The sequence below is a fragment of the Sulfurimonas sp. genome (assembly GCF_026196735.1).
Lineage (GTDB): Bacteria > Campylobacterota > Campylobacteria > Campylobacterales > Sulfurimonadaceae > Sulfurimonas.
Genome location: NZ_JAPHUF010000002.1, coordinates 216,260 through 242,069, shown reverse-complemented (window position 1 = coordinate 242,069; position 25,810 = coordinate 216,260). Strand labels below are relative to the sequence as shown.

Sequence of the window (25,810 nt, the reverse complement as noted above, 5' to 3'; positions counted from 1 at the left end):
TTAAATACTTAACTCTTTTATCTGCCAAGGCAAACCTTGCGTATTCATCTCATCCATAAACGGGTCTGGGTCCATTTGTTCCATATTAAACACACCGACTCCACTCCAGATGCCTTTTAGCATAAGTTTTGCACCTATCATCGCAGGAACGCCTGTAGTGTATGAAACACCCTGAGAGTTTGTCTCTTTGTAGCACTCTTCATGGTCTTTCACCTGATAGATATATATTTTTCTTTTTTTGCCATCTTTTATACCCTCGGCAACTATACCAATGTTAGTTTTACCTTTTGTTCTTGGTCCAAGTGAAGCAGGATCCGGAAGAAGAGTCTTTAAAAACTCCATTGGAACTATTTTTTGCCCCTTATGTTCTACTGGTTCTATACCTAGCATTCCTACATTTTCTAAACACTTCATATGAGTTAAATAGCTTTGCCCAAATGTCATAAAAAATCTTATACGCTTTAAACCTTTGATGTGTTTTACAAGCGATTCCATCTCTTCATGGTAAAGCAAGTAAGAATCTTTTGGGCCGACTTCAGGATAATCCCAAACTTGCATAATTTCCATCGGCTCAGTCTCTATCCACTCTCCTATCCCATTTTCATTTTTTTGCCAATAACGACCTTTTGAAGAGACTTCTCGAAGGTTTATCTCAGGGTTAAAGTTTGTAGCAAAAGCGTAACCATGGTCACCTGCATTACAATCAAGTATATCTATAGTATGAATCTCATCAAAGTAATGCTTCTGAGCATACGCACAAAATACATTTGTAGCTCCCGGGTCAAATCCGCTTCCAAGCAGTCCCATGATTCCGGCTTCTTTAAACTTTTCATCTCTCTCCCACTGAAGTTTGTATTCAAATTTCGCTTCATCAGGATGTTCATAGTTTGCTGTGTCAAGATACGGTGTTTTAGTTTCAATACATGCATCCATAATAGTCAAATCTTGGTAAGGTAGCGCAACATTGATAACTATATCTGCTTTACATGTAGATATTAATTTTACCAACTCTTCAACACTGTCAGCATCTACCTGAGCTACTTCGATATTTGCATCTGGAAGCTCATTTTTAATCTCTTCACATCGAGAAAGTGTTCTACTTGCCAATACAATGCGTCCAAATACTTCTGCATTTTGTACACACTTGTGTACCACTACACGGCTAACTCCGCCGGCTCCGATTATCAATGTTGTTTTCATATATTTAATTCCTTTGTTGTTATTTCATTATCATCTTGCAAAAGTGCACTCCAAAGTTCATACTCGCCATGATCTTCTTTGATTAATTCTACAAAAGAAGTTATAACTTTTTGTACTTCTTCCTTTGTCAAATTATGTTCTTTTGTTAGTGCTACACCATAGTCAAAATCTTCACTGCTGATATCATCTTTAAACACAAAGCCTACCTCTTGCGCTTTTTGAACAAATCTCTCTTTTTGAGTTCTTGTATCAAATGATGCATAGTGCTCCACTTCTCTTGGTATAGAGATATCGTCACCCTCTTCTTCCATCATAGATATTATTTTTGCGCTCTGCATAAAAGAGAGTTCTAAGTCTGTTGGAAAAATATTATAAGTGAAAAACTCCCAATCTTTATCTCTTGCAACATTACTCTCATATATGTAATTTGTCGACTTGAGTATTTTAGCTGTAATCATATCCAGCTGCTTTGAATCCTCTGCATAAAAATATATCTCGCTCCACTCACCAACTAACCTATTGCCCACATATGTTGCTCTGTCTTTATGTTCTAAGGCAATAATTAGAGACTCTTTTGTCTCAAAAAACTCATCCAGTCCATCTTCTGCTTCATTATAAGCATCATACTTTATAAATACGCTAAACAACCAAGGATTAGACTCTTGATACTCTTTTGCATCAAGAAAAACTTCTATGTTTACTTCTTGATCATCTTCGATTCTACTGAATGTTTCTCTCATGTATCACTTCATAATTATTTTTTTATAATTATAGCTAACAAAAATAAAATTATTACTCATTATTTTAATGATAATAATTATCATTTTAATATTAATTTAAGTAAATAAAATATACAATTCTCAAAATAAATGATTGTGATAATAGATATCACTATCATTATAAAAGGATTTAAATGAAATTATTAAAAAACAAACTTAAAGTCGGTGCAGTTACGGCACTATTAGCATCTACGGCTGTATTTGCAGACAATACATCAGACATTGCTGAGCTTAAAAGGCAAATAGCTGAGCTGACAAAACAGAGTAAGATACAACAAGAACAGACACAATCATTAATTGATGAGACAAGTGATCTTCAAACTGGTTTTAACTATACGAAAGTTGATACCCAAAAATCACATAGTGGATTAGGAGCCGCTGCTTCAAAGGTTTACTACTCTAAATCACCGCTAAGTATTGGTGGTTATGGTGAGATGTATTATGCTCACACCTCTAATGACGGCTCTGCAAACTCAGATGTTCTTGATGTTTATAGATTTGTTCCATATATAGGTTATAAGTTTGCAGACGATATCATCTTAAATGTTGAGTTAGAGTTTGAGCATGGTGGTGGTGGAGCCAATGTAGATGGAGATGGCTATGTTATTGTAGAGTTTATGTATCTTGACTTTCTTTTTAACAAAAACATAAACTTAAGAGTCGGTAATATGTTGATGCCTATGGGATTGATAAATGAGAAACATGAACCAACACTATTTACTACTGTGCAAAGACCAAGCACAGAGAAGAATCTTATCCCATCTACATGGCATGAGAGTGGTATTATGGCTTACGGCAATATAGCTGATGGACTTTCATATAAAATAGGTGCCTTTTCTGCCTTAGACTTGACTGCTGGGCTTGGAGACGGAGACAAATGGATTAGAAACAGTCGTATCGGATCATACAGAAATCAAAACAGACTAGGACTAGCTGTTGTTGGCAGGCTCGACTATACAGGCGTAAATGGTTTACTTCTTGGTACTTCTGCTTACGCTGATTCAGACTTAACTATGATTGATGTTCATTTTGACTACAATAAAAATGCTTTTAGAGCTTATGGTGTTTTAACTCAGTCTGAGCGTGACAATGCACCAATTGGAGAACCCAAAACAGCAAAAGGCGGCTACTTAAATCTTGGCTATGACCTGCTGTCATTGACTCCTGGGACCAATCAAAAACTTCCATTCTTTGTTCAGTATGAAAGTGTAGATGCTCAAAACGATATAAAGGGCGGAGGCTCTGGTGAAGCTATTGAGACAACAACTGTAGGTATCAACTACTTCCCTCATCCACAAGTTGTACTTAAAGCTGATTATGCAATGCAGACACAAGATGGATCTGCCGATAAAGACATATTTAGTCTTTCTATGGGTTTTATATTTTAAAAGATACAATGTGGCCTTGCACAAATAAATATGCAAGGCTCTTTGTTTATTGATGGATTTCATTGACAAAATAAAGATTCTTTTATACAATCCAAAAAAATTAAAAAAAAGTAAACTAATGAAACATTTTTCTATATATCTACTTCTAGTGTTAACCCTTCCCTTAAGCGCAAAAATGCTTGTATCTCCTATAGATGTTATGAAGCAGAGTTTCGGAGAAAATAGTAAGGTTAGCAAAAAAAATATTTTACTGAAAAATGACCAAGCCAATAATATTCAAAAAGATGCAAAAACAAAAATAAAAAGTAAGATATTTAAAGTATTTCAAGCTGTAAAAAACGATAAAATTCTTGGTTATGGAATTATTGTAAATAAAAAAGTGCGTTCTAAAAATGCTGCTATTATTTATATAATATCAAAAGATTCTATTTTAAAAAGCGTAGAGATTATAGCTTTTAATGAGCCAATGGAGTATGTGCCTTCAAAGACCTGGATAGCTCAATTTGAAGAAATCTCAACAGATAAAAGACTAAGAGTAGGAAATGAAATTCCAACTATTACCGGTGCCACGCTGAGTGCTAGAAGCATAGTAGATGGCTCAAGAATCGCTTTTGCTTTTTATGAAGAGATATTAAAAGGCAAATAGTGAAATTTACACTTATCAACAACCTGCAAAAAGACAGCGCTATGAGCCTTGTCTTAAAGGGCTTTTTAGTTTTTATACTTCTTTATTTAGTCTCTGATGTAGTAGTTATGAACTCAAACTTTGGAATATCCGCCGATAAGGTAAACACAACTCTATTTGGGAATGAAGAAGAGTACATAGACCCTATAAGCGAAGCTTCATTTTTGGAGTTTTGGCATACTGAAATCTTCTTTATCATGATGATTTTGCTTACTCTTAGTGCTATTTTTATAAGAGTTGCTAAGAGAAGCAGAATTATTTTAACAAATATACTGATGATTAGCTCCATATCATCTCTTATCTTTTTACCTTTAGCTTACTACATGTCAAACTTTTTTGTTCATTTATATATTTTTACTTATTTTATCTGGCATATTATGGCTTTGTATATGATTTTGTACTCATTTTGGAAACTAAATGCAAAAAGCGTATAAGCTCTCTATCCTTTACTACCTTGCTTTTTCTCTACTTCTAATTGTCAGTGCGGTTATGCTGTTTGAGCATAAAATAGGCTTTAGTTTTAACGGTGTAGTTGATTATTATGTTGGTAATGAAGATAAATTTATCCCAGCAAAAAGCTTAGTTGGAATATTAAAAATAGTTCTTCCGCATATCTTTGTTTTTGGGCTTTTAGCAATGGTTCTTTTGCATTTTTTAGTCTTTACTGAACATAGATATAAAAAAAGTACTTTGGTTTTAATCTATCTGACTTTTACAACTGCCCTGCTCGAGATGTTTACTCCATTTCTTATAGTTGTCGGTTTAGAGTTTTTTGCATATATAAAGCTGTTTTCTTTTTTTATATTTTTAGCTCTTATACTTTATGTATCATGGTTGCTTCTTCGCAGCATTATTAAAGAGTAGGTTTGTTACATACTTAGATATATTTTTACTTACTACTAAGTTCTTGTCGCTTTGTAAAACTATATACCCTGCTCCAATTCTTTCTAAAAACTCATAAGCCTTTTCCATGGGCATAACGCTTGAAGCAGTGGCATAAGCATCTAAATCACTATTTGACATGTCACCGATGAGTGTTATAGATATGAACTTTGTTTGAGACTGCTTTAGTTTTGGGTTGATTAGATGATTGTTTTTAGTTGATTCTACATATCTGTTGTAGTTTCCGCTGGTCGTAATGCCTAAGTCTTTTTTTGCAGTCTCAAAGGAGAGTAATATACCCTCGCCAAACGGGTCTTGCACATCTATGCTACATGTAGATAAGCATCGTATATCTCCACTTGCAGATATAGTAGCATTTTTTACACCGCTGTTTCGAAAAAACTGCGCAACTTTATCAACAGCAAAACCCTTGCCCATACCGCCCAAATCAACCTTTATACCGGCATCTAAAGAGGCTTTGTTGTTTTGTACATGTAGGCCTTTAAAATCGACTTTTGCACTCTTTAGCTCTTGGATGCTTACTAGGCGCTCAGCTTCGCCAAATCTATACAAATCTTTTGTGATTGAACCAATAGTAATATCAAAATATCCATCACTTTTTATATAATACTTTTGGCTTAGCTTTAATGCTTCTAAAGAGTAGTTATCCAACTCTACATGTCGATTTTTATTTAGTAAAAATATTTTAGCTTTTGGATTATATGAAGAGAGAGATAAATCTACATCTTTTATGATATCAAAACCATCTTCTATATAGTTTTTATCTTTTTCATCAACTGATATAGTTACAAAAGTTGACATGATTACTTGCGTACGGGAGAGTGTCTTAGCCTCTAGTGAGAGCGCTAAAACAACAATGAAAAATAGGTTTCTAAACATTTAGATACCTATATATTGATAACCTCATTAATCTCTAGTCCAAATCCACCCAAACCTACAAACTCTGTTTGTTTTAGAGATGTTAAAAGATTCATTTTAGATATTCCAAGAGATTTTAGTATCTGAGCGCCGGTTCCAATCTCTTTCATAGCAGCATTATCTTGATGATTTGTCTTATTTATGAAAACAAGCACTCCGCTATTTTGTTTTAAGTATTGTATAGAAGAGACAAGATTGTTATATTTTTTCTGATTTAAAAGAAGCTCTATATCTGGAATAACATTGTGAACTCTAACATTTGCGGTAGTGCCGGCATTATGAAATACAATGGCAGTATGCTCAACACTGTCATGGTCTACAAATATGTGTTTTTTTACTTTAACACCAAAAAACTCCATCTCCTCAACAGCAGTTTCATTGACGAGTCTCTCATTTGCTAAGCGATATTCAACAATATCAGATATAAAAACTGTTTTAAGGTTGTGCACATCAGCAAAAATATCCAAATCATCACGCCTAGCCATTGTCCCGTCTTCTTTGATGATCTCACAGATAACAGATGATTCACTAAGTCCTGCTAAACGACACAAGTCAACAGAGCCCTCAGTATGACCCGTTCTAACTAGTGTACCGCCATCTTTAGCTATAAGAGGAAAGATATGTCCTGGTTTAACTAATTCATCAGCATGACTGATAGGATTAGCTAAAATCTTGATAGTATCATCCCTCTCTGAGGCTGAAATCCCTGTTAAAGCATTTTTAGCATCGACAGACACGGTAAAGGCAGTCTCATATGAAGATGTATTTGAACTTACCATTGGATTTAGCTCAAGACGAGTTGCTATGGTTTTACTAAGAGCTACACAAATAAGCCCTCTTGCATGTGTTGCCATAAAGTTTACATGTTTTGGAGTTGAAAAAGCAGAGGCATAAACTAAATCCCCCTCATTTTCTCTATCTTCATCATCAATCATGATGACCATGTTTCCTTTTTTTATCTCGTCAATTGCTTCTAGTACTCTTTGGGTAGGTGTCATATATTCTTCTTTGTTTTAATTATCGCATTATATATAAAACTTGATTAATTTTAGTTCAAATAAACTTTATGAATTCAACTTGCAATCCCTTGACAAATTAATGTTATTCGCCTATAATTTCGCTCCAACAAACATGGTAACGGCGTTTGTTAAACACCGCGGAATAGAGCAGTTCGGTAGCTCGTCGGGCTCATAACCCGAAGGTCGCAGGTTCAAATCCTGCTTCCGCAACCAATTTAAACAAATATTGGGGTATCGCCAAGCGGTAAGGCAGTAGCTTTTGGTGCTACCATTCGGGGGTTCGAATCCCTCTACCCCATCCACCCCTTTTAATTTTTCTTTATTCAAGGGAAAGTTTAGCGAAGCATATTGAAATATGTGAGCTGAAGTTTGACGAAGAAGAAAATAAAATTTCGCGGAATAGAGCAGTTCGGTAGCTCGTCGGGCTCATAACCCGAAGGTCGCAGGTTCAAATCCTGCTTCCGCAACCAACAAAATATATTTTAAATCCCACAAACAATTGCTTTAAATTTAGTTAGCGTAAATTTTTTAGTTATAATCATTTTTTATTTAAAGATAAGAAATAGCAAATGAGGAAAACATATGAGCATACCAGAAAAAACAATCCAAGAAGTAAAAAACATAGCTTATGAATGGCAAAAAAAGATTCAGGTATCAAGAAAAGGTAAAGAGCAAGATTTTCATGACATGATGATGAAAATGTTGAAAAACCCTATTAATAAAATATTTCTTATTGAGTTGCTAGACCAGAGTTTTCGTTCTAAAAATGCAGATAGAGTTGCTGACCAGTTAGAGCATATATTTACAAAATATAAAAGTACAGATTTTTTCTCTCAGTTTGAGCAGATTCTTATATGGTTGTTTCGTGATGTGGGAATTTATGTAAGTTCTATATCTATACCGCTTTTTATTAAGTATCTTAGAAATGACATTAGTAGCATTGTTATAAAAGGCGAAGACCCACTTTTAGCTAAGCACATGAAAGCTAGACGCGATGAGGGAACTCGTGTAAATATCAATGTTATTGGCGAAATAGTACTTAGTGAGGAAGAAGCTGGGGAGAGAGTTAATAAATATATAAAACTTTTACAAAATCCCGATGTTGATTACCTCTCTATAAAAATTTCAAATCTTTTTTCTCAAATAATTCCACATGCTCATGATAATAATATTGCAAAAATCTCCGCGCAATTAGAAAAAGTTTATCGCTCAGCTATGAAAAACACTTACAAAGATAAAGATGGCAAAAATAAGCATAAATTTGTAAATCTTGATATGGAAGAGTATAGAGATATTGAAATTACTATTGATTCATTTAAAAATGTTTTAGAGCAAGAGGAATTTAAAAATTTTTATGCAGGTATTGTTATTCAAACTTATCTGCCAGATGCTATGATTTACATTAGAGATTTAGCGTCTTGGGCTAAAAACAGAGTTGCTAATGGTGGAGCTCCTATAAAAATCCGCATTGTTAAAGGCGCAAATCAAGAGATGGAGTTAACCGAAGCATCTTTAAGAGGTTGGAATAATGTTACTTATTCATCAAAAGCGCAAAGTGATGCAAACTTTAAAATAGCAATGGATTTTTTACTAGACCCAGAAGTCGCACCATATGTTCATACGGGTGTAGCCTCTCATAATCTTTTTGACCATGCTTTAGCGATGCTTTTAGCAAAAGAGAGAGGCACACGAGAGTATTGCTCTGCTGAGATGTTAGAGGGGATGAGTGAGGCAGCTTATGAGGTGCTAAAAGATGAAGGATTAAATGTAATACTTTACGCTCCTACCGCTACTAAAGATACCTTTACAAATGCTATTGCTTATTTGGTTCGAAGATTTGATGAAAATACAGCAGATCAAAATTTTTTAAGACATAGTTTTGGTCTTGAAGTTAATACTCCTGCATGGGAAACTCTTATAAAAAGTTATGATGACGCCATTGCTTTGATACCAACGCTCGATCAAAAACCATACAGAACTCAAGATAGAAACAAAGAGATAAGCAAAAAAAATATTGACCCAAAAGATTATCATTTTGAAAACGAACCAGATACAGATTTTGTTTTAAAAGCAAATAGAAAATGGGCGGAGGGTATCCGCAGCAAATGGCAAAATATTGGCGAAATTGGCGGTTTTAACGCTTATCCGGTTGTGGGTGGTAAAATTGTACAAAGAGATGAAAATATTATAGATGTAATTGACAAATCACAATATCATGAGAAAAAATTAACCGGGCATTATACACAAGCAAATGAAGATGACATGAGAGTAGCTGTTGCTACTGCAAAAGAGGACCCAGATGGTTGGAGAAAATTACACTACTTAGAGAGACAAAAGATTTTAATGGATGTGGCTCATGAGTTAAGATTGGCAAGAGCTGATTTAATTGGTGTAGCTGCCGCTGAAGTTGGAAAAGTTTTTACTGAAACAGATGTAGAAGTAAGTGAAGCGATAGACTTTGCAAATTTTTACCCTTATAGTGTAGCAAAAATGTCAGGTCTTACGGGTGTTCAAGCAAGCGGTAAAGGTGTTGGCTTGGTTATTAGTCCTTGGAATTTTCCTATCGCTATTCCTGTTGGAGGAATTGTGGCATCTCTAGCCGCTGGAAATACGGTGATACTAAAACCCGCAGAAGATTCTATACTTTGTGGATATAGGCTTTGTCAATGTTTTTGGGATGCAGGGATAAGTAAAAATACACTTCAGTTTCTTCCAGCGGTGGGAAGCGAAGTTGGTAAACATGTAATTCCAAGTAAAGATATTAATTTTACAATATTTACAGGTGGCGAAAAAACAGCATACAACATCATAAAATCACGCCCAGATATAAGCTTGAGTGCAGAGACAGGTGGTAAAGATGCAACAATTGTAACAGCACTTGCCGATAGAGACCAAGCTATTAAAAATGTAGTTGTGTCTGCATTTCACAACTCCGGACAAAAATGTTCAGCTACTTCACTCCTTATTTTAGAAAAAGAGGTATATGAAGATGAAGGTTTCAAAAAAACTTTAAAAGAAGCAGTAGAATCACTTCAAACAGGTTCAGTGTGGAATTTTTCCAATCGTATTGGAACTCTGGCAAATTTACCCTCAGAAGAGCTTAAAAAATCTCTTACATATCTTGATGATGGAGAAGAGTGGCTTGTTCCTCCAACTTACGCAGATAAAGGCAACCCATATATGCTTACACCATCAGTTAGATGGGGAACAAAAAAGAATGATTTTTGTCACATGAACGAACTTTTTGGTCCAGTTCTTAGTGTAATGTGCGCAGATAATCTAGAACACGCAATTGAGCTGGTAAATTCAACGGGCTATGGTTTAACTTCAGGCATAGAAACGCTAGATAAAAGAGAACAAGATTACTGGAGAGATAAAATTCTTGCAGGAAATCTTTATATAAACCGCGGTACGACTGGAGCTATTGTAATTCGTCAGCCATTTGGCGGAATGAGAAAGTCTGCTATTGGCAGTGGTAAAAAAGCTGGCGGATTTAATTATGTTAGCCAATTTATGAACATTGATTATAAAGAGACTAATATTTATGAAAGTTGCTCAACACAGTTTATAGACCAAATGAGAAGTTTATTGACTCGCGATACTGTATTTAATGATGAGTGTGAGCTGGCACTTCGTCACATTTCTCACTTTGCTCATTGGCATGAAGTTGAGTTTTTAAAAGAACATGACTATTCACATATACGAGGTGAGAGTAATATTACTCGCTATCTTCCGGTTGAGAGCGTGCTTTTAAGAGTGGAAGAAAAAGATGAATTAGATGAGATTTTAACAACTATTATGGCTATTAAAATGGTTGGTGCAAAAATTCATATATCTATTCCTAAAAGAAGCAAAAAAGCCGAATTCATTTGGTTAGAATCAAAACAAGCCTCATTTATAGGTAAAGAAGATAGCATAAAAAGAGATGATGAAGATGAACTAATAGAGATGATGCCTAAAGTTCAAAGAGTTAGATTTTTACATCCAGATAATGTAAGACAAAATATTTATGAGAGAGTTGCAAGCGAAGCAATATATATAGCAAACAATCCGTTTGTCTCACATGGTCGCCTAGAGCTTATGCACTATTTTATTGAGCAAAGCATCTCAAATAGTTATCATAGATACGGCAATTTAGGGATTCAAGGTTTGACATTAGAAGAGGTTTAAATCGATTATTGAGATTGAAATTTTAAATAAAGTAAGGAAAAAAGTGAAAAGAATAGTTATAAAAGTCGGAAGCAGTGTTTTAACAGAAACAACAAATATAGCAGAGGAGAGAATGTTACATCTAGTCTCTTTGATTACTGAAGCTAGAAAAAAATATGAAGTTATCTTAGTCTCATCTGGTGCTGTAGCCGCTGGATATACAGCGGTTAAATTAAACAGAAGCATACCCACAAGTAAAAAGGTTTTAGCTTCTGTCGGGCAATCTGTTCTTATGAGTTCTTATAAAAATATGTTTGATATTTATGGTGTTACTATCTCTCAAATACTCTTAACAGAGGAAGATTTTGATTCAAGAGTGCACACTAGAATTTTTCAAGATATTATAGAGAGAACACTCAAGCATGATATTTTACCTATTGTTAACGAAAATGATATCTCAACAACTCCAGATCAACTATTTGGAGACAACGACCAACTCTCTGCTCATGTTACTTACCATACAAACGCAGATATTCTTATAATACTGAGTGATATTGACGGTTATTACGATTCTAACCCTAAAGATAATCCTAAAGCAAAAATAAGAAAATTTGTAACTGAGATAAAAGATGAGGAGTTAGATCAAAAGCATACTCCAAACTCTCAATTTGCAACTGGTGGAATAGTCACAAAACTAAAAGCTGCCCAATTTCTTATGGATAAAAATAGAGATATGTTTTTGTGTAATGGCTACGATTTGACATCTGCTAGAGAATTTTTAATAGAGGGAGTTCATAATAAAGGCACCCTCTTTACTAACAAGCAAGAGAAAAAAGATAAAAAATAAGATTAATTTTTGTTATCTATTTTTTGTTCTTTTCAGATTTGCATAAGTTTCGATTTGATAAAATTCCGCATCATTTTGATAAAGATCTACATTTCGATGATGGGGTATCGCCAAGCGGTAAGGCCTCGGCTTTTGGTGCCGATATTCGGGGGTTCGAATCCCTCTACCCCATCCACAACATAAAAATCAATAATTGCATACTTTATATGATAAAAGGCACAATATGGCTGAAACTGACGGATTGACTCTCACTATTAGAACTCTTGTTTTTGTTGTTATAGCTGCAGTATTTTATTTTGTACTAAAATCTAAAAAAAACTAGATATACTCTGGCAGCAAACTCTTAATCTTTTTATATATTTTATCAAAATCTGTAGAGTAAACTCTTGTATCTGCAATAGCTGTTATGAAGTTAGTATCACGCTCCCATCTAGGAACAATATGCATGTGAATGTGTTCAGCTATCCCTGCCCCGCCGGCAGCTCCAAGATTCATACCAATATTTACACCAGGAGCATTTAAAGCCTCTTTTAGGAGTCTAACTCCTTTTTGTGCTAAAGAACTCATATGCAGCCATATCTCGCTGTCTAAATCTTCAAGTTTATCAGTATGTATATGAGGGATAATCATAAAATGCCCTGGAGTGTAGGGAAACTTGTTCATAACCATAAAACAGTGCTCATCTCTGTAAAGTACATGTAAGTCACTATCTTCACTTTTGTTAGCACTTATATGGCAAAAAACGCAGCCTTCAATCTTTTTGCTAGTAACATACTCATCTCGCCAAGGTGCGTATAAAATATCTTCCACAATAATCCTTTATTTTTTGTCTCAAAGAGCCAATCTTTAGTCGCCACAGCGGCGCCAGCGAAGTAAAAGGGACTTTGTTCCTTTTACGAACTAGTTATAAAAACGCAAAAACTAAATCTGGAAATATTATAACCAAAAGTAGTCCTAAAAGCTGAAGAAAAATAAACGGAATGATTCCTTTGTATATCTCCATGGTTTTTATGGTGTTTCCTGCTGCTCCTTTTAAAAAAAAGAGCGAAAGTCCAAATGGAGGTGTTAAAAATGAGGCTTGCAGATTTAGAGCTATCAAAACAGCAAACCAGATTGGGTCTATGCCAAAAGCTTCCATTACCGGCACTAAAATAGGTACTATTATAAATGATATCTCTATAAAATCTATAAAAAAACCGAGTATAAATATGCTGAGCATCGCTATTGCTATAAATATCCATACATCGCCAATATCTTCACTAAAAAATTCAAGTATCAAATCACTTCCGCCAAGTTCGTTAAAGACAAGCGAAAAAGCTGTGGCTCCTATGAGAATCATAAAAATCATACCGCTAAGTTTAACAGCACCAAGTGAAGCATACTTCAACATGTCAAAGTTGAGTGATTTGTTTAACAGACTCAGTAACATAGCACCAACAACGCCAAATGCGGCTGATTCGGTAGGAGATGCGATTCCGGCAAATATACTTCCTAAAACTGAAACCATTAAAATAAGCGGTGGAACTATCGAGATAATAGCCTCTTTTGTAGAAATACTTTTTATGTCTTTAGGTATCGGTGCAATTTCAGGTTTGAAATAAGAATAAATCAAAATATAAGCCACATATAGTCCAACAAGCACAAGCCCTGGTAAGACTGCTCCCATAAAAAGATCGCCTACACTCACGCTCATTACATCGCCTAAAATGATTAGTATGATTGATGGAGGAATTATCTGCCCTAATGTCCCAGAAGCAGCCACAGTTCCAGAGGCAAGACCTTTATCATAGCCTGCTTTTAGCATCAAGGGGAGAGCAATTACACTCATCATAACAACAGATGCCGAGACAATTCCAGTTGAAGCGGCAAGCATTGCTCCGACCAAAACAACACTCACAGCCAAACCGCCTCGCACCCCGCGAAACAGTGAACTCATTGCTGTTAATAGCCGCTCTGCCATAAGTGATTTTTCTAGCAATAATCCCATGGTAATAAAAAGCGGAACCGCCATAAGCGTTGTATTTGACATGATTCCGTAAATTCTAAAAGGCAAAACAGAAAAAACTTCAAAGCCAAGTTCTGGGATAAAAAATGCAAAAACTATCGATACAGCACCAAAAACAAAGGCAACCGGAATACCAACTAAAAGAAGTGCTAAAACTATTACAAACATAAATAGAGCAATCATAATGCTCTCCACATGTCAAAATTTCTTTTTGCATCAACTATGGCTTGAAGCGACAAAAATACAAAAGAAAGAGGCATAAGTGCTTTTACAAGGTAGCGATATTCTAAACCACCCGGATTTGATGAGCACTCATTTTGAATAAAACTCTGAGATACGAAATCTAAACCTATATAAATAATCAAAAAAGAAAAAGGCAAGATAAAAAACAACGAAGAGATGATGTTTACAAAAGCTTTTTTCTTCTCAGAAAAAGAGGCGTAAAATATATCAACTCTTACATGTGCGTTCTCTTTTAGAGTGTATGCAATACCAAAAAGAATGATAATGTCAAAAAGGTGCCATTCTAACTCTTGAAGTGCGATAGAACCGGTTGAGAATAGATATCTTGCTGTTGCATCATAAACAACAAGTAAAACTAGTATAGCCAAGATAAAAGCTGTAAAATAGCCGAGATATTTTATGCTTTTATCTATTAAATTCATATATCTACTTATATAAAATTCGGTGCATCATTTGCAAAGAGAATGATGTCTCCAGCTTGCGTATGCTTGATTAAAACATCTTGAATCTTAGATTTGTCATGCAGCATAATTTTGTTTTTGACTTTTAGATGTTTATTAAAAAGCTCAGCATTAAGTGCACCGGTAACTATTACAATATCAAAAACATCATTTATAGCTTCTATTAGTTTTAAGTTTAACTCATCAGTGCTCTCAACAAGACCTGGAGTAACCATAACTTTTCTTCCATCATGAAGCGAGCACAATCTCACTCCCTCAAGCATTCCGTCAATGTTACCGTTGTAGCCATCATCTAAAATGAGTTTACCGCCGGTTTTTATCATTTGCAGTCTATGCTCAACCGGAGTCAACTCTGCTACAGCTTCTTTAATCTGATCATTACTAAGTCCGAATTCTTTAGCAATTTTAACTGCCACATCTATATTCATAGTTTGAAACGAACCAAGAATATTTGTATGCAGAGATAAAACACCGTCATTTAGGTTTAAATCAAAATCAGTTCCATCTAAAGTGGATTTTACATTTTGGATCTCATGTCCGAAGAAAGAGACTTTCTCATGTGCCTCGTCGGTAACGGAAGTGTGAATATATGCAGATTCAAGTCTAGGAGACTGCATAATCTCAAGCTTGGTAGCAATAATATTTTTAAGAGTTTTAAAATACTCAATATGAGCAAGCCCTACTTTACCTACAACAACTGTTTGAGGTTCTAAAAAAGTTGTTATTTCATAGATGTCGCCGCTCTCTCTTGCGCCTGCTTCACAAACATAAACTTCAGTCTCAGCTGGTAAGGATTCATTTATATCTTTAATAATCCCACCAAGTGTATTTACGCTTCTAGGAGTAGCATATACCTTGTATTTTTTAGCTAAAATTTCCGCTACAAAGTTTTTTATACTTGTTTTGCCATAGCTTCCCGTAATACATATTATTCGTAAATCTTTCATATCATTAAGCTTCTTTTTTGCCTCTTTTTTAAACGACATAAAGAGAAAACCTTCAATCATAATACTTCCGGCATAAGCAAGAGCTAAGGGCATAAATACGCCATATGTTTCACATGCCGATTTTAGAGTACAAAGTACATCCTGAAAGAAAACAAGAGATATTAAAAGAATTAAAAATCTTTTTACTCTCCATGTTAAAACTAGTTTCTTGTCAAGTTTCTTGTGCCAAATAAAAATTGCCGGCAAAACCGCAAAGAAGAAGAAAATTATAAAAAACTTACCCGTTGTGTAATAAGCCATAAACGGTATAAGAAAGTACAGTATATGCCAGTGTGGTTTATGATGCTTTAAAATTACACGAGAGAGTTTATAATCATACCATTGCAGGTTTGTTATAAGATACCAACCAAGAACGGTTACAAAAAGTACATTGACAACAAATGCTGTTAAAATCTCAAAAGAATCCATTTATTTGTGCTCCAGTGTTTTTAGAAATGTTTCTTTTATATTTATAGATATATCTTTGGCAACATTCATAAAAAAGAAATGATCGCCAGGATATGTGATTAACTTTGAATCATCAATAAGAGTATTAATTTTCTTTGCGCTGCTTAGTGGCGTTGCCGTATCGTCTTCACCCCAGCATAAAAGTGCTTTGCCTTCGTATTTTGAAAATTCATCCGAAAAATCTTCATTTACAACATTCTTAAATGTTTCATACATTGGTTCGCTTAGTGTTTTCGCATCATCTGCTACAAAAAAGTTTCTAAACTTTGCAAGTCCAAATATTTTAAAAACTTTAAAAATAGCTATTTTAATTTTTACATTCAAAGGTTTTGAAACATAAATACCCGCACTTGAAACTAAAACAAGTACTTTTGGGTCAAGCAACAGTGCAACCTTACCGCCAAAAGAGTGTCCGAGTATTATATCTTTGGCTGCATTTAGGTGAATCATCAAAAGCTCAACAATTCTTGCATAATCTTTAGTAGTTAAAGTCAAGTTACATGTAGAGTTTCCAAATCCCGGTAAATCTATATAAATATGACGAAAACCGCTTAAATAAGGTGCAAATGATTTTTTCATTAAACCTTTATTGCTACCCCAGCCGTGAAGAATGATCAAATCAACTTTTGCATCTGGATTTAAAATTTCATAACTTATATCTAAAGTATGATGATTAAATTGGATAGACTTTACAGCCATTATTTGCCTTTTGCTTTGGAGATATTGTGAATATATGCATAATCTACTTTCGCTCTTTTTACAAGAGGAAGTGAATTTGAAAGAAGTTCTAAAGATGAATGAAAATCTTCAAATAGATAGTTTGCCATAGACCCCGGTATAGGATTTATCTCGTTAAGATAGACCTCTGAATCCACAACAAAGAAATCACACCTTATAAGTGAACCCTCAAACAGGTTTTTATAGACTTTTTCAAAATTCTTTTTTAGTTTCTTTTCTAGTGCACTGCTTATATCCGCTTTTAAAACTCTTTGGCTTCTTGAAAAGTCCATGTATTTCTTCTCAAAATCAAGAAATTCCTCTTTTTGAGGCTCTTCGACTATAGAATAATGAATTTCTCCATTGGCCATAAAACCGGCTAGATTATACTCTTTTACATCTTGTAGAAATGGCTCAACAATAACATTGCTGTCGTATTCAAATGCAGTATCTAAAGCATAATCAAGCTCACTTTCATCTTTGACGATACTAACACCTATAGAGCTTCCAAGACGAGTCGGTTTGATTATTACAGGGTACGGTATGTCAATATGGTCATGCTCAGCTATGCTTAACTCTTCATATTTTACACTTTTAATACCCCTAGCATCACATAACCACTTTGTATATCTTTTATCATAAGAAAACACGCTGGCATCTATCCTAGGTCCAATATATTTAAGAGAAAAAAAGTCAAGAAGTGCCGCAATACTTCCATCTTCTCCATCAGCACCGTGAATAAGGTTTAAAAACACGCCACCATGTTCTTTTGAACTAAACATACTTTTTTGGATAAATGCGCCATTGGCAAGTGTCAATTGCGGCATTTTTTTGTGTTCACCATTACTAAAAGTAACTGCCTTCATTTTTGAGTCTTCTATTAGATAAAATGTATGGTCCTGATCACAAAAAATAAAACTTAAATCAAAATCTGAGAGTTTTTCTTTTAGAGTTATTGCACTTACTATACTTATTTCATGCTCAAAACTAGCGCCGCCGAATAAAATTGTTAATTTCAATATATGTTTCCTTGATTAAATTGTTTGTAGAAGTTTTAGAGCTTCTTTTACCAGTGAAGCGGTGTCGCTGCCACTACATGTTGTTAAAGCTTTAGATATTTTATCTTTTTTAAATCCTAAAGATTCCAATGCTTCGCTCGCTTCATTATAAGCTTGATTCATTGGTTCATCTGATGAAGACACAAGTTCAATATCAAAGCCATTTAACTCAACTAAAATACGACCTGCACTTTTAGGGCCAATGCCGGGTACTTTTTTTACCCCGTTTATATCTTTGTTGCTTATAACAGTTGCAAATTGAGAAGGAGTGTAAGTTGAACAAATTGCCATAGCTACTTTTGGACCTACCCCGCTTATTTTTATGAGCCTCTCAAAAAGCTTCTTTTCACTAAGATCCACAAATCCATATAGTAGTTGAGCATCCTCGCGTATGATATGAGATGTAAAAAGCTTGACTTTCTCACTCCCCAAAGCAGAAAAACTTTGCAAAGATATAAACACTTCATATATAACACCACTCACTTCTACATGTACAAAACCTGGTTCTTTGTGCTCAATATTTCCTTTTAATCCAACAATCATTTTAAATTAAATCTCACTCTTGTACCGCCCTTATCTCAAATGTTCCGTCTTCCGTATTAACTACAGCAAATATTTTGTCTTCTGAATCTTCTGGAGGCTTGTAACTAAGCTCTATAGGGGGATCAACAAGTTTAAATACCAACTCATTATGCCCATGCCATCTATCTCTATTTATAATTCTTGCATCAAATATACTATCTTGAAAAGACGCTGTTTTTGTTGTCAATAACATTAGCTTGTCATTTTTGGCACTATGTTCACTAGTTATAGACTCTAAATATTCTTGCATTTTTTGAAATTGTTTATATTTATTTACAAGAGGTGCCGGCATTTTAATACCACTGTTTTTATTGTGAACCAGTTTCTTTTTAATATCGTTAAAAGAAGCTGTATTATCTCTAATTAGCTTTTTATATTTGTCTATCTCTGCCTGTATTGATTTTAGACTTTTTTTAAGCTCATCTACCTCATGTTGATTATCACAAAGTTCGTCTTTTTTATTTTTTTGCAACAATGGATCAATTGTAAAAACATTCTCGCTACCTTGAAGTTTTTTAATCTCTATTGTCTTTGAAGCAGTTGCTTTAACATAAGAGTGACAAATTCCTATTTCTATCTCTTTGGCTCTTATCTCTCCACCGGCAGCTTGAGCTATTTCAACATGTTTTCCGATAACTTCTCCATGTTCAAGTCGTGCTATATTTATTTTGTCACCGATTGCTAAGCCTTTATGCACATTAATTGTTAAATCATTTGCTTTTATTTCAGAACTTTGATGTGTTTGCCCATCTACCGTCGCACGCTTAGCATGTATTTTTGCATTAGAACCTACATTTCCGCCAATATCTATCTCGCTGACTTCTACCGTCATACCATTGCCGATAGCATCTTTTTGCGAATCATTTTCTTTAACGCTCAGCGATACATCAGAGTCTAGTCCCGAAGAAATTGAACCGGTTGTTTTAAAATCAATAGTATCCACATTCATGTCTGACTTTATTGTATAGACAGCACCGTCAAGTGTTACATACCCACTCTCTTTGGCTCGATATTCAATAGAATTTTCATTGTCTACCGTTTGTATTTTAGTATCATCTACACCAAAAGTCGGCTCATGATTAACCAAAGGCTCCGTTGGCTCTAAAAACTCTCCACGACAATTTCTGCCGGCTATTCCGATTTTTGGTTTTATGTACTCTATCAAAAGATCATTTTCTAAAACACTGAGTATAAATCCTCTATTTGAATAATCCACTTTCTCATTTTCAGAAACAATTGCCTTCTTTTTTTCAAAGTGCATTATTAGATTATCATCGGTAGTAGGGACTGGTTCGTATGATTCGGCGATTAAAATAGTTTCATTTTCATCATATGTCATAGTTTCTTCTACTTTTACTATTGCTGAAACTTTAGATACAAAATCAGAAACCATATTGTCAAAAATGTTTATTAATATTCCTGCACGAATTTTACTTTTATTGATGTAGTCTGTAAAATCATTCTCAAAACTTGGACTAGCTGTTAATTTAGAACCCTCTTTTATACTCAAATAAATTTTACACTTTGTTGCATTAGCACCAACAGCAGCATGAAAGTCTTTAAAAGCATAATCATCTGATTTGGAGTAAACTTCTATTTCGTATGTCTGCATTATTTCAAATTTTGGATTTAAAATTGCCGTTGCATTATCTAAGCTACGCAACTTTTCAACACTTATCTCTTCCCAGTCTACTTCACCCTTTTCTTCATTTTCTCTTGAAAATGTTTCAGTTTCTAAAAGGTCAAAATCTAAACTATTGACACTGACAGAGTTTTTCTTTGCAATTTCAATTAGTTCTTTAGCAACATTCTGTGTTTTTATCACAGTTGGACGAATTGTTTTAGATAGTTCTGCTTGCTTGTCTGTTGAGCCAAATAATCCCATATACATTAATCCATATTAAATTTTTAAAATTAAACTCTACATTTTAATCAAATATTTGTTAAACTTTCGTAAAAGTTATAATTAAATTCTAAAGAAGCCCATGTTTAAAGCCATATTTACCAATAGTTTTGGAATATTAATCTCAAGGATTTTAGGATTTTTTAGAGATTTACTTACAGCATCGGCACTTGGTGCAAACATATACAGTGACATATTTTTTGTTGCTTTTAAACTGCCAAATCTCTTCCGTCGCATCTTTGCCGAAGGTGCTTTTACACAAGTCTTTATTCCTGCTTATGCTTCTTCAAAACACAGGTCTGTTTTCTCAGCAAATATATTTTTAATTTTCTTGTCAATCATACTTATTATTACTCTATTTGTAAATCTTCTGCCAGGGCTTGCGACACAGGCAATTGCCGTAGGTTTTGATGATAAGACTGTAGAGATTGCATCACCCTTTGTTGCCATCAATTTTTGGTATCTTCCTCTTATATTTATGGTTACATTTTTAAGTACATTACTTCAATATAAACACCATTTTGCAACTACTGCATTTTCAACAGCACTGCTAAATATCTCCCTTATATTAGCTCTGTTTTTTTCTCAAGACAAAAGCCAAATAGAAATAGTTTACTACCTTAGTTTTGGTGTAGTCATCGGCGGTATTTTACAACTTATTGTGCATATGATTGCCATATACAACCTTGGACTATTTAAGCTTATATTTGGCGGCTTTAAATATTTAAAAATTAAGTCAAAACTGATTACAAATGAGACTAAGAAGTTTAAAAAACAGTTTTTTCCTGCAATTTGGGGAAATTCAACACCACAGGTTAGTGCTTTTTTAGATACATTTTTAGCATCATTTTTAGTAAGCGGTTCCATAAGCTACCTCTACTATGCTAACCGTATTTTTCAGCTTCCCCTTGCTCTTTTTGCCATCGCAACTTCAATAGCTCTTTTTCCAAGAGTTGCAGGATATATAAAAAACAAAGATGATACTCAAGCATTAGCTTTTTTAAAAAAAGCATTTTGGTTTTTAACATTTCTTTTAACTGCCAGTGCCATAGGCGGTATTGTACTTTCACATGAGATAACTTGGCTGCTGTTTCAAAGAGGTTCATTCACACCAGAAGATACTTTAAATACTACACTTGTTTTACAGATGTACATGATAGGACTTCTGCCGTATGGACTTCAAAAACTCTTTTTACTGTGGCTATACGCAAAAGAACAACAGCTCCGTGCTGCAAAAATAGCAACCTTTTCTCTTGGCTCATACATACTTTTTGCGTTGACACTTATATCACCTATGGGAGCTAGCGGTTTAGCTCTGGCAGGTACTATCAGCGGCTTTGTAGGATTCACTCTAACTATCAAAGCATTTGGAGTCAAAAACTTTTTTGATATACTTCGAAATAAAAATGCTCTCTATCTTGTAGTTGGCTCAATTTTACTTACAATTTTACTTATAATTTTCAAGGAATTTGCTAGTGCTTATATTTGATTCTGTACAAAAAACAAAACGGAAATTTATCCCATTAGAAGAAGGAAAAGTTTCTCTTTATGTCTGTGGACCGACTGTTTATGATGACGCTCACTTAGGGCATGCAAAGTCTGCATTGGTTTTTGACCTTCTTACGCGCGTTCTAACTGCTAACGGTTATGATGTTACTTACGCTAGAAATATTACTGACATTGATGACAAGATTATCAAAAAAGCACAAGAAGCAAACAAAGATATAAAAGAGATTACAGACTTTTATACTGAAGCTTTTCACAAAGAGATGCAGGCCATTGGAGTATCGCTTCCTACGATTGAGCCTAAGGCTACGGAATCACTTGAGGCTATGATAGAACTGATTACAAAACTAATTGACAATAAACACGCTTACCCAACTGATGAAGGCGATGTTTACTTTGATACTTCAAGCGACAGCGAGTACCTAAAATTATCACATAGAGTTCAAGATGAAGATGATAAACTTCAGCGTGTAGAGAGTTCATCTGCCAAGAAAAACCCTGCTGATTTTGCCCTTTGGAAAAGTGTAAAAGATGACACTATCACATTTGAATCTCCTTTTGGCAAAGGCCGTCCTGGTTGGCACCTAGAGTGTTCTGCGATGGTAGAAAAACACTTGGCAAAACCTGAGAATAAATTTGCTGTAGATATCCACGGTGGCGGAGCTGACCTGCTTTTTCCACATCATGAAAATGAAGCTGCACAGACTAGATGCGGTACAAACCACGCACTTGCAAACTACTGGATGCATAACGGTTTTGTAAACATTGACGGCGAGAAGATGAGTAAGTCTTTAGGAAACTCTTTCTTTTTAAAAGATGCACTTAAAGAGTATGACGGAGAGGTTTTACGCTTTTACCTTCTAAGTACTCACTACAGAAGTAACTTCAACTTTAACACAGAAGACCTTGCATTATCAAAAAAGAGACTAGACAAGATTTACAGACTTAAAAAACGCCTGTTTGGATTAGCTCAGAACTCTGATAAAACAGCATTTCAAGATGAGTTATTGACTGCTCTTAGTGATGACATGAATGTATCATTAGCATTAGCGCTAATCGATGAGATGATTTCAACTGCAAACGAGGCACTTGACTCTGCAGGTAAGCATAAACAACTAAAAAAAGAGACTATCTCTAATCTAGCTTATATAGAAAAAGTCTTAGGTTTTGGTGTTAAAAATCCGTATGAGTATTTTCAGTTTGGTATTGAGGAAGATACAAAAGCAAAGATTGACATGTTGATAGAAAAAAGAGATGAAGCCAAAAAAGCCAAAGATTTTGAAGCTTCTGACAAACTTCGTGATGAGATTTTAGCCTTTGGCGTCAACATAATGGATACGCCACAAGGCACTTTTTGGGAAAAAGTGTAAGTCTATAAAGCTGTAGTCTTAACTTTTTTGTGCATCTAAATAAGAAATAGAAAACTCTCTCTTAAAATCTTCAACTGATTGAAGCATTGCAAGAGTTGCCTCTCCTCCGTCTTCACCATACAAAATAGAATCAATCTTATCCATAATATCTTGAAATGTTATAAGTTTAGATGAGTAAGACTTAGATAGCTCCATAATAGTGGCCGCAATCGAATCATCACCTATGTTGTTTAAAGTTTTCAGCAAGGCCTGCTTAGTGTTATTCTCAATGTTTATATGTTCAGAAGAAATACTCATTGTTATCCTATGTTTATTATAAATATTAAATATTTTGAAGTTATACTTTGTTAATATAAAAATATCCTTTATTAAATAAGTATTTTTGATATTTATTTGCTATTATTTCATATAAATTAAACAAATAAAAGAATTACTTTGACTATAAACGATATACAAACACACTTGCAAGAAAACTCCAAAGAACTTACTAACGAGTTTAAAAGACTTTTTCACGGTCGCGGCGGGCTATATGATGAATGGAAGCATCTAACAATTGACTCTATAGATGATATACTGAGTGTGGCTCTTTACTTTGAGATGGAGCCGACTCTTGAAGCTGAACTGATTGACATGTTGATATATTTTATCTCTAAAACTAGGCACAAGACTATAGTTCTTCAAAGAAGATACATAAAAGGAACAACGAGTGAAGTGATAGCCGGGGAGCTTGAAGAAAATCTACATGTAGTTGAAAACGGCATGAAGCTAAAACTTAATCTTCTCTCAAACCGTAACAGCGGATACTTTCCTGACATGAAAAACGGTAGAGAGTTCATAAGAGCCAATGCAAAAGACAAAAGTGTTTTAAATCTTTTTTCATATACATGTGCGTTTAGTATTGCTGCAAAACTTGGCGGAGCAAAGAGTGTATCAAACATAGATATGAGCAAGGGAGCACTAAGCACAGGACGAGCAAATCATCATTTAAACGACATAGATACAAAAGGTGTTGGTTTCTTGCCATACAACATACTAAAATCATTCTCTCGCATCAAGAAAAAAGGTCCCTATGACCTAATCATCATAGACCCACCAACTTTTCAAAAAGGAAGTTTCGAAGCTACTAAAGATTATAGAAAACTTATCATGAAATTGCCCCAAATTGCAGCAGAAAATTGCACGCTTTTGGCATGTTTAAACTCACCCGATTTGGATGCAGACTTTATAATAAAGCTCATAAATGAACTCGCACCTAGTTTCAAGTTTGTCAAACGACTTGAAAATGTTAAAGAGTTTGCCAGTGAAAATGAAGAAAAATCACTAAAAAATCTGGTTTTTCAAAGAAAAACATCTGATAAATTATTTTGAATGTAATTAATTATTTTCACTTAAAAATTAATAAATAATAGAAATTAATATAAAATTGTGTATAATGTGTAAGACATCTAATTTTAGGCAGGTGAAATATGCATAAAATATATATACTTTTACTACTAAAAACATTAGTTTCTGCAGCAGTTGTGGATAACCCGCACGATATTGACATAAGAGGCAAAGATTTAAATAGTGATGGTTGTAAAACTTGCCATTTATCATTTTTACGCGAATATTCAGGTTATTTTGCACTCAATTATAAATTTTTAATAGAAAATATAGTTACAGCTGGGTCTGATTTGGAAGTAGATGAAAACTATACGCCAATTAAATCATCAGGTCTGTGCCTTAGTTGTCACGATGGTGTGAATGCAAAAAATGTGCTTCACAAATCCTCTGTTACAATAAATCGTGAAAATGGTCACCCAATTTATGCTGAGTATATCGAGGGAAAATCAAGCTTAAGAAGCAAAAACACTCAACTTCATGAGTGGAACGATGCAACTAAAATAAGTGATCTTCTTGCTAATGGAAAAGTTGTCTGTATCAGTTGTCATAGTGTTCACAATAAAACCAATAAAAACTACCTTAGACATAGCAATACTAACAGTGCACTTTGTTTCACATGTCATGACAGATAGAATTATTCACAAAAATCAGCTAATAATCCGCCTTTTAGCATCAGGTAAGTCTCTTCGCCTTTTAACTTTTTAACTATTTGAAGTGCAAAGCAGATAGCAGTAGCAGGTCCGCGAGATGTCATAACATTGCCATCTTCAACAACCATAGCCTTATCTCCCATATATCCATCATCTTTTATATACTCTTCAAATGACGGGTAACATGTATAATTTTGCTTTAACACACCAGCTTTATTTAGTGCATATGGTGCTGCACAAATTGCTCCGATATTTTTACCTTTTGAATCCATCTCTTGAAGTATTTTAATAACATTTGCATCCTCAGCCAGAGCATAAGTTCCCTCAACACCGCCAGGTAAAACTATCATATCAAGCTCATCAGCTCCAACATCTTTTACATGCATATCGCTCATAACAGTGATACCGTTAGCACCTTTTACCGCTCTATTTTCATCTAAAGAAGCCACTAAAACCTCTATATCTGCGCGTCTAAGAACATCTATTATGCTAACTGCTTCTATCTCTTCAAATCCTCTTGCAAGTGGTACTAAAACTCTACTCATAATTGCTCCTAAGTAATTTATTCATCCCATTTTATACTTAAAATG

24 protein-coding genes and 4 tRNA genes are annotated in these 25,810 nt (G+C 34.5%); 14 read left to right on the top strand and 14 right to left on the bottom strand.

Annotated elements, in window-relative coordinates; genetic code table 11:
- Both OQK60_RS01525 and OQK60_RS01520 read right to left on the bottom strand, forming a co-directional pair.
- Window positions 1-1,200, bottom strand: a complete 1,200-nt coding sequence (locus OQK60_RS01525; RefSeq protein WP_297683375.1) for a saccharopine dehydrogenase family protein — start codon at window positions 1,198-1,200, stop codon at window positions 1-3.
- Window positions 1,197-1,940: a ribonuclease E inhibitor RraB gene (locus tag OQK60_RS01520; protein ID WP_297683374.1), complete on the bottom strand. Its 744-nt coding sequence runs from the start codon at window positions 1,938-1,940 to the stop codon at window positions 1,197-1,199. The genes OQK60_RS01525 and OQK60_RS01520 overlap by 4 nt, the downstream gene beginning before the upstream one ends.
- Window positions 1,941-2,113: 173 nt before the next feature.
- Between OQK60_RS01520 and OQK60_RS01515 the strand changes: the two genes are divergently transcribed.
- The 4 genes from OQK60_RS01515 to OQK60_RS01500 all read left to right on the top strand — a co-directional run bounded on the left by OQK60_RS01515 (window position 2,114) and on the right by OQK60_RS01500 (window position 4,916).
- Window positions 2,114-3,367, top strand: coding sequence for a porin (locus OQK60_RS01515; protein WP_297683373.1), 1,254 nt, complete (start codon window positions 2,114-2,116; stop codon window positions 3,365-3,367).
- 118 nt (window positions 3,368-3,485) lie between these two features.
- Entirely contained in the window at window positions 3,486-4,013 is a 528-nt protein-coding gene (locus tag OQK60_RS01510; RefSeq protein WP_297683372.1) for an FMN-binding protein, read from the top strand.
- Window positions 4,013-4,486 carry a hypothetical protein gene (locus tag OQK60_RS01505; protein WP_297683371.1) on the top strand — a complete coding sequence of 158 codons (474 nt, stop codon included), beginning with the start codon at window positions 4,013-4,015 and terminating at the stop codon, window positions 4,484-4,486. Before OQK60_RS01510 ends, OQK60_RS01505 begins: the two co-directional genes overlap by 1 nt.
- Complete coding sequence (locus tag OQK60_RS01500; protein ID WP_297683369.1) at window positions 4,470-4,916, top strand: hypothetical protein; 447 nt, start codon at window positions 4,470-4,472, stop codon at window positions 4,914-4,916. Before OQK60_RS01505 ends, OQK60_RS01500 begins: the two co-directional genes overlap by 17 nt.
- Here OQK60_RS01500 and OQK60_RS01495 read toward each other — a convergent pair.
- Together OQK60_RS01495 and OQK60_RS01490 are read right to left on the bottom strand one after the other, a co-directional pair.
- The gene (locus OQK60_RS01495) at window positions 4,881-5,834 is read right to left on the bottom strand and encodes an FAD:protein FMN transferase (protein ID WP_297683367.1); all 954 of its coding nucleotides are present in this window, start codon (window positions 5,832-5,834) and stop codon (window positions 4,881-4,883) included. The two genes, OQK60_RS01500 and OQK60_RS01495, sit on opposite strands and share 36 nt — an antisense overlap.
- A gap of 8 nt (window positions 5,835-5,842) precedes the next feature.
- Window positions 5,843-6,871 carry a bifunctional 3,4-dihydroxy-2-butanone 4-phosphate synthase/GTP cyclohydrolase II gene (locus OQK60_RS01490; protein ID WP_297683365.1) on the bottom strand — a complete coding sequence of 343 codons (1,029 nt, stop codon included), beginning with the start codon at window positions 6,869-6,871 and terminating at the stop codon, window positions 5,843-5,845.
- 157 nt (window positions 6,872-7,028) lie between these two features.
- Here OQK60_RS01490 and OQK60_RS01485 point away from each other — a divergent pair.
- From OQK60_RS01485 to OQK60_RS01460, 6 genes are all read left to right on the top strand, one after another.
- A tRNA-Met gene (locus tag OQK60_RS01485) sits at window positions 7,029-7,105 on the top strand.
- 14 nt (window positions 7,106-7,119) lie between these two features.
- Window positions 7,120-7,194, top strand: a tRNA-Gln gene (locus tag OQK60_RS01480).
- A 91-nt stretch (window positions 7,195-7,285) separates the two neighbouring features.
- Window positions 7,286-7,362: transfer RNA gene (locus OQK60_RS01475), tRNA-Met, on the top strand.
- 112 nt (window positions 7,363-7,474) lie between these two features.
- Entirely contained in the window at window positions 7,475-11,062 is a 3,588-nt protein-coding gene (locus tag OQK60_RS01470) for a bifunctional proline dehydrogenase/L-glutamate gamma-semialdehyde dehydrogenase (RefSeq protein WP_297683363.1), read from the top strand.
- Window positions 11,063-11,105: 43 nt separating this feature from the next.
- Window positions 11,106-11,888 carry a glutamate 5-kinase gene (gene proB, locus OQK60_RS01465; RefSeq protein WP_297683361.1) on the top strand — a complete coding sequence of 261 codons (783 nt, stop codon included), beginning with the start codon at window positions 11,106-11,108 and terminating at the stop codon, window positions 11,886-11,888.
- Between the two features lie 100 nt (window positions 11,889-11,988).
- A tRNA-Gln gene (locus OQK60_RS01460) sits at window positions 11,989-12,063 on the top strand.
- 143 nt (window positions 12,064-12,206) lie between these two features.
- Here the strand turns inward: OQK60_RS01460 and OQK60_RS01455 are convergent.
- From OQK60_RS01455 to OQK60_RS01420, 8 genes are all read right to left on the bottom strand, one after another.
- Window positions 12,207-12,698 (bottom strand): HIT domain-containing protein, encoded by a 492-nt coding sequence (locus tag OQK60_RS01455; protein ID WP_297683359.1) that lies wholly within the window; start codon window positions 12,696-12,698, stop codon window positions 12,207-12,209.
- Between the two features lie 94 nt (window positions 12,699-12,792).
- Window positions 12,793-14,076: a TRAP transporter large permease subunit gene (locus OQK60_RS01450; protein WP_297683357.1), complete on the bottom strand. Its 1,284-nt coding sequence runs from the start codon at window positions 14,074-14,076 to the stop codon at window positions 12,793-12,795.
- Window positions 14,073-14,558, bottom strand: a complete 486-nt coding sequence (locus OQK60_RS01445; protein ID WP_297683355.1) for a TRAP transporter small permease subunit — start codon at window positions 14,556-14,558, stop codon at window positions 14,073-14,075. The genes OQK60_RS01450 and OQK60_RS01445 overlap by 4 nt, the downstream gene beginning before the upstream one ends.
- An 8-nt stretch (window positions 14,559-14,566) precedes the next feature.
- Complete coding sequence (murF, locus tag OQK60_RS01440) at window positions 14,567-16,012, bottom strand: UDP-N-acetylmuramoyl-tripeptide--D-alanyl-D-alanine ligase (protein ID WP_297683353.1); 1,446 nt, start codon at window positions 16,010-16,012, stop codon at window positions 14,567-14,569.
- A complete protein-coding gene (locus OQK60_RS01435; protein WP_297683352.1) occupies window positions 16,013-16,750 on the bottom strand; it encodes an alpha/beta hydrolase in 738 nt (245 codons plus the stop codon).
- Window positions 16,750-17,787 carry a D-alanine--D-alanine ligase gene (locus tag OQK60_RS01430; RefSeq protein WP_297683351.1) on the bottom strand — a complete coding sequence of 346 codons (1,038 nt, stop codon included), beginning with the start codon at window positions 17,785-17,787 and terminating at the stop codon, window positions 16,750-16,752. The genes OQK60_RS01435 and OQK60_RS01430 overlap by 1 nt, the downstream gene beginning before the upstream one ends.
- Window positions 17,788-17,802: 15 nt before the next feature.
- On the bottom strand, window positions 17,803-18,369 hold the full coding sequence (gene ruvA, locus OQK60_RS01425; RefSeq protein ID WP_297683349.1) for a Holliday junction branch migration protein RuvA: 567 nt from the start codon (window positions 18,367-18,369) through the stop codon (window positions 17,803-17,805).
- Window positions 18,370-18,382: 13 nt separating this feature from the next.
- Window positions 18,383-20,293, bottom strand: a complete 1,911-nt coding sequence (locus tag OQK60_RS01420) for a flagellar assembly protein A (protein ID WP_297683347.1) — start codon at window positions 20,291-20,293, stop codon at window positions 18,383-18,385.
- Window positions 20,294-20,393: 100 nt separating this feature from the next.
- On the opposite strand from OQK60_RS01420, the gene murJ reads away from it, so the two are divergent.
- Together murJ and cysS are read left to right on the top strand one after the other, a co-directional pair.
- The gene (gene murJ, locus OQK60_RS01415; protein ID WP_297683345.1) at window positions 20,394-21,800 is read left to right on the top strand and encodes a murein biosynthesis integral membrane protein MurJ; all 1,407 of its coding nucleotides are present in this window, start codon (window positions 20,394-20,396) and stop codon (window positions 21,798-21,800) included.
- Window positions 21,787-23,187, top strand: a complete 1,401-nt coding sequence (cysS, locus tag OQK60_RS01410) for a cysteine--tRNA ligase (protein ID WP_297683343.1) — start codon at window positions 21,787-21,789, stop codon at window positions 23,185-23,187. The genes murJ and cysS overlap by 14 nt, the downstream gene beginning before the upstream one ends.
- An 18-nt stretch (window positions 23,188-23,205) precedes the next feature.
- Here cysS and OQK60_RS01405 read toward each other — a convergent pair whose 3' ends face one another.
- Entirely contained in the window at window positions 23,206-23,484 is a 279-nt protein-coding gene (locus OQK60_RS01405) for a hypothetical protein (protein ID WP_297683341.1), read from the bottom strand.
- A 138-nt stretch (window positions 23,485-23,622) separates the two neighbouring features.
- On the opposite strand from OQK60_RS01405, the gene OQK60_RS01400 reads away from it, so the two are divergent.
- The gene (locus OQK60_RS01400) at window positions 23,623-24,555 is read left to right on the top strand and encodes a class I SAM-dependent methyltransferase (protein WP_297683339.1); all 933 of its coding nucleotides are present in this window, start codon (window positions 23,623-23,625) and stop codon (window positions 24,553-24,555) included.
- Between the two features lie 98 nt (window positions 24,556-24,653).
- Window positions 24,654-25,202 (top strand): cytochrome c3 family protein, encoded by a 549-nt coding sequence (locus tag OQK60_RS01395; RefSeq protein ID WP_297683337.1) that lies wholly within the window; start codon window positions 24,654-24,656, stop codon window positions 25,200-25,202.
- Window positions 25,203-25,204: 2 nt separating this feature from the next.
- Here OQK60_RS01395 and OQK60_RS01390 read toward each other — a convergent pair whose 3' ends face one another.
- Entirely contained in the window at window positions 25,205-25,765 is a 561-nt protein-coding gene (locus OQK60_RS01390; protein WP_297683335.1) for a DJ-1 family glyoxalase III, read from the bottom strand.
- Window positions 25,766-25,810 lie beyond the last annotated feature (45 nt).

Bases quoted from the DNA above. Each gene is read 5' to 3' on its own strand.
- OQK60_RS01510 (WP_297683372.1), top strand. From the start codon at position 3,486: ATGAAACATTTTTCTATATATCTACTTCTAGTGTTAACCCTTCCCTTA.
- ruvA (WP_297683349.1), bottom strand. From the start codon at position 18,369: ATGATTGTTGGATTAAAAGGAAATATTGAGCACAAAGAACCAGGTTTT.
- OQK60_RS01470 (WP_297683363.1), top strand. From the start codon at position 7,475: ATGAGCATACCAGAAAAAACAATCCAAGAAGTAAAAAACATAGCTTAT.
- OQK60_RS01520 (WP_297683374.1), bottom strand. From the start codon at position 1,940: ATGAGAGAAACATTCAGTAGAATCGAAGATGATCAAGAAGTAAACATA.
- OQK60_RS01395 (WP_297683337.1), top strand. From the start codon at position 24,654: ATGCATAAAATATATATACTTTTACTACTAAAAACATTAGTTTCTGCA.
- OQK60_RS01490 (WP_297683365.1), bottom strand. From the start codon at position 6,871: ATGACACCTACCCAAAGAGTACTAGAAGCAATTGACGAGATAAAAAAA.
- OQK60_RS01525 (WP_297683375.1), bottom strand. From the start codon at position 1,200: ATGAAAACAACATTGATAATCGGAGCCGGCGGAGTTAGCCGTGTAGTG.
- OQK60_RS01515 (WP_297683373.1), top strand. From the start codon at position 2,114: ATGAAATTATTAAAAAACAAACTTAAAGTCGGTGCAGTTACGGCACTA.
- murF (WP_297683353.1), bottom strand. From the start codon at position 16,012: ATGGATTCTTTTGAGATTTTAACAGCATTTGTTGTCAATGTACTTTTT.
- murJ (WP_297683345.1), top strand. From the start codon at position 20,394: ATGTTTAAAGCCATATTTACCAATAGTTTTGGAATATTAATCTCAAGG.
- OQK60_RS01450 (WP_297683357.1), bottom strand. From the start codon at position 14,076: ATGATTGCTCTATTTATGTTTGTAATAGTTTTAGCACTTCTTTTAGTT.
- OQK60_RS01500 (WP_297683369.1), top strand. From the start codon at position 4,470: ATGCAAAAAGCGTATAAGCTCTCTATCCTTTACTACCTTGCTTTTTCT.
- OQK60_RS01405 (WP_297683341.1), bottom strand. From the start codon at position 23,484: ATGAGTATTTCTTCTGAACATATAAACATTGAGAATAACACTAAGCAG.
- OQK60_RS01435 (WP_297683352.1), bottom strand. From the start codon at position 16,750: ATGGCTGTAAAGTCTATCCAATTTAATCATCATACTTTAGATATAAGT.
- OQK60_RS01390 (WP_297683335.1), bottom strand. From the start codon at position 25,765: ATGAGTAGAGTTTTAGTACCACTTGCAAGAGGATTTGAAGAGATAGAA.
- OQK60_RS01495 (WP_297683367.1), bottom strand. From the start codon at position 5,834: ATGTTTAGAAACCTATTTTTCATTGTTGTTTTAGCGCTCTCACTAGAG.
- OQK60_RS01445 (WP_297683355.1), bottom strand. From the start codon at position 14,558: ATGAATTTAATAGATAAAAGCATAAAATATCTCGGCTATTTTACAGCT.
- OQK60_RS01420 (WP_297683347.1), bottom strand. From the start codon at position 20,293: ATGGGATTATTTGGCTCAACAGACAAGCAAGCAGAACTATCTAAAACA.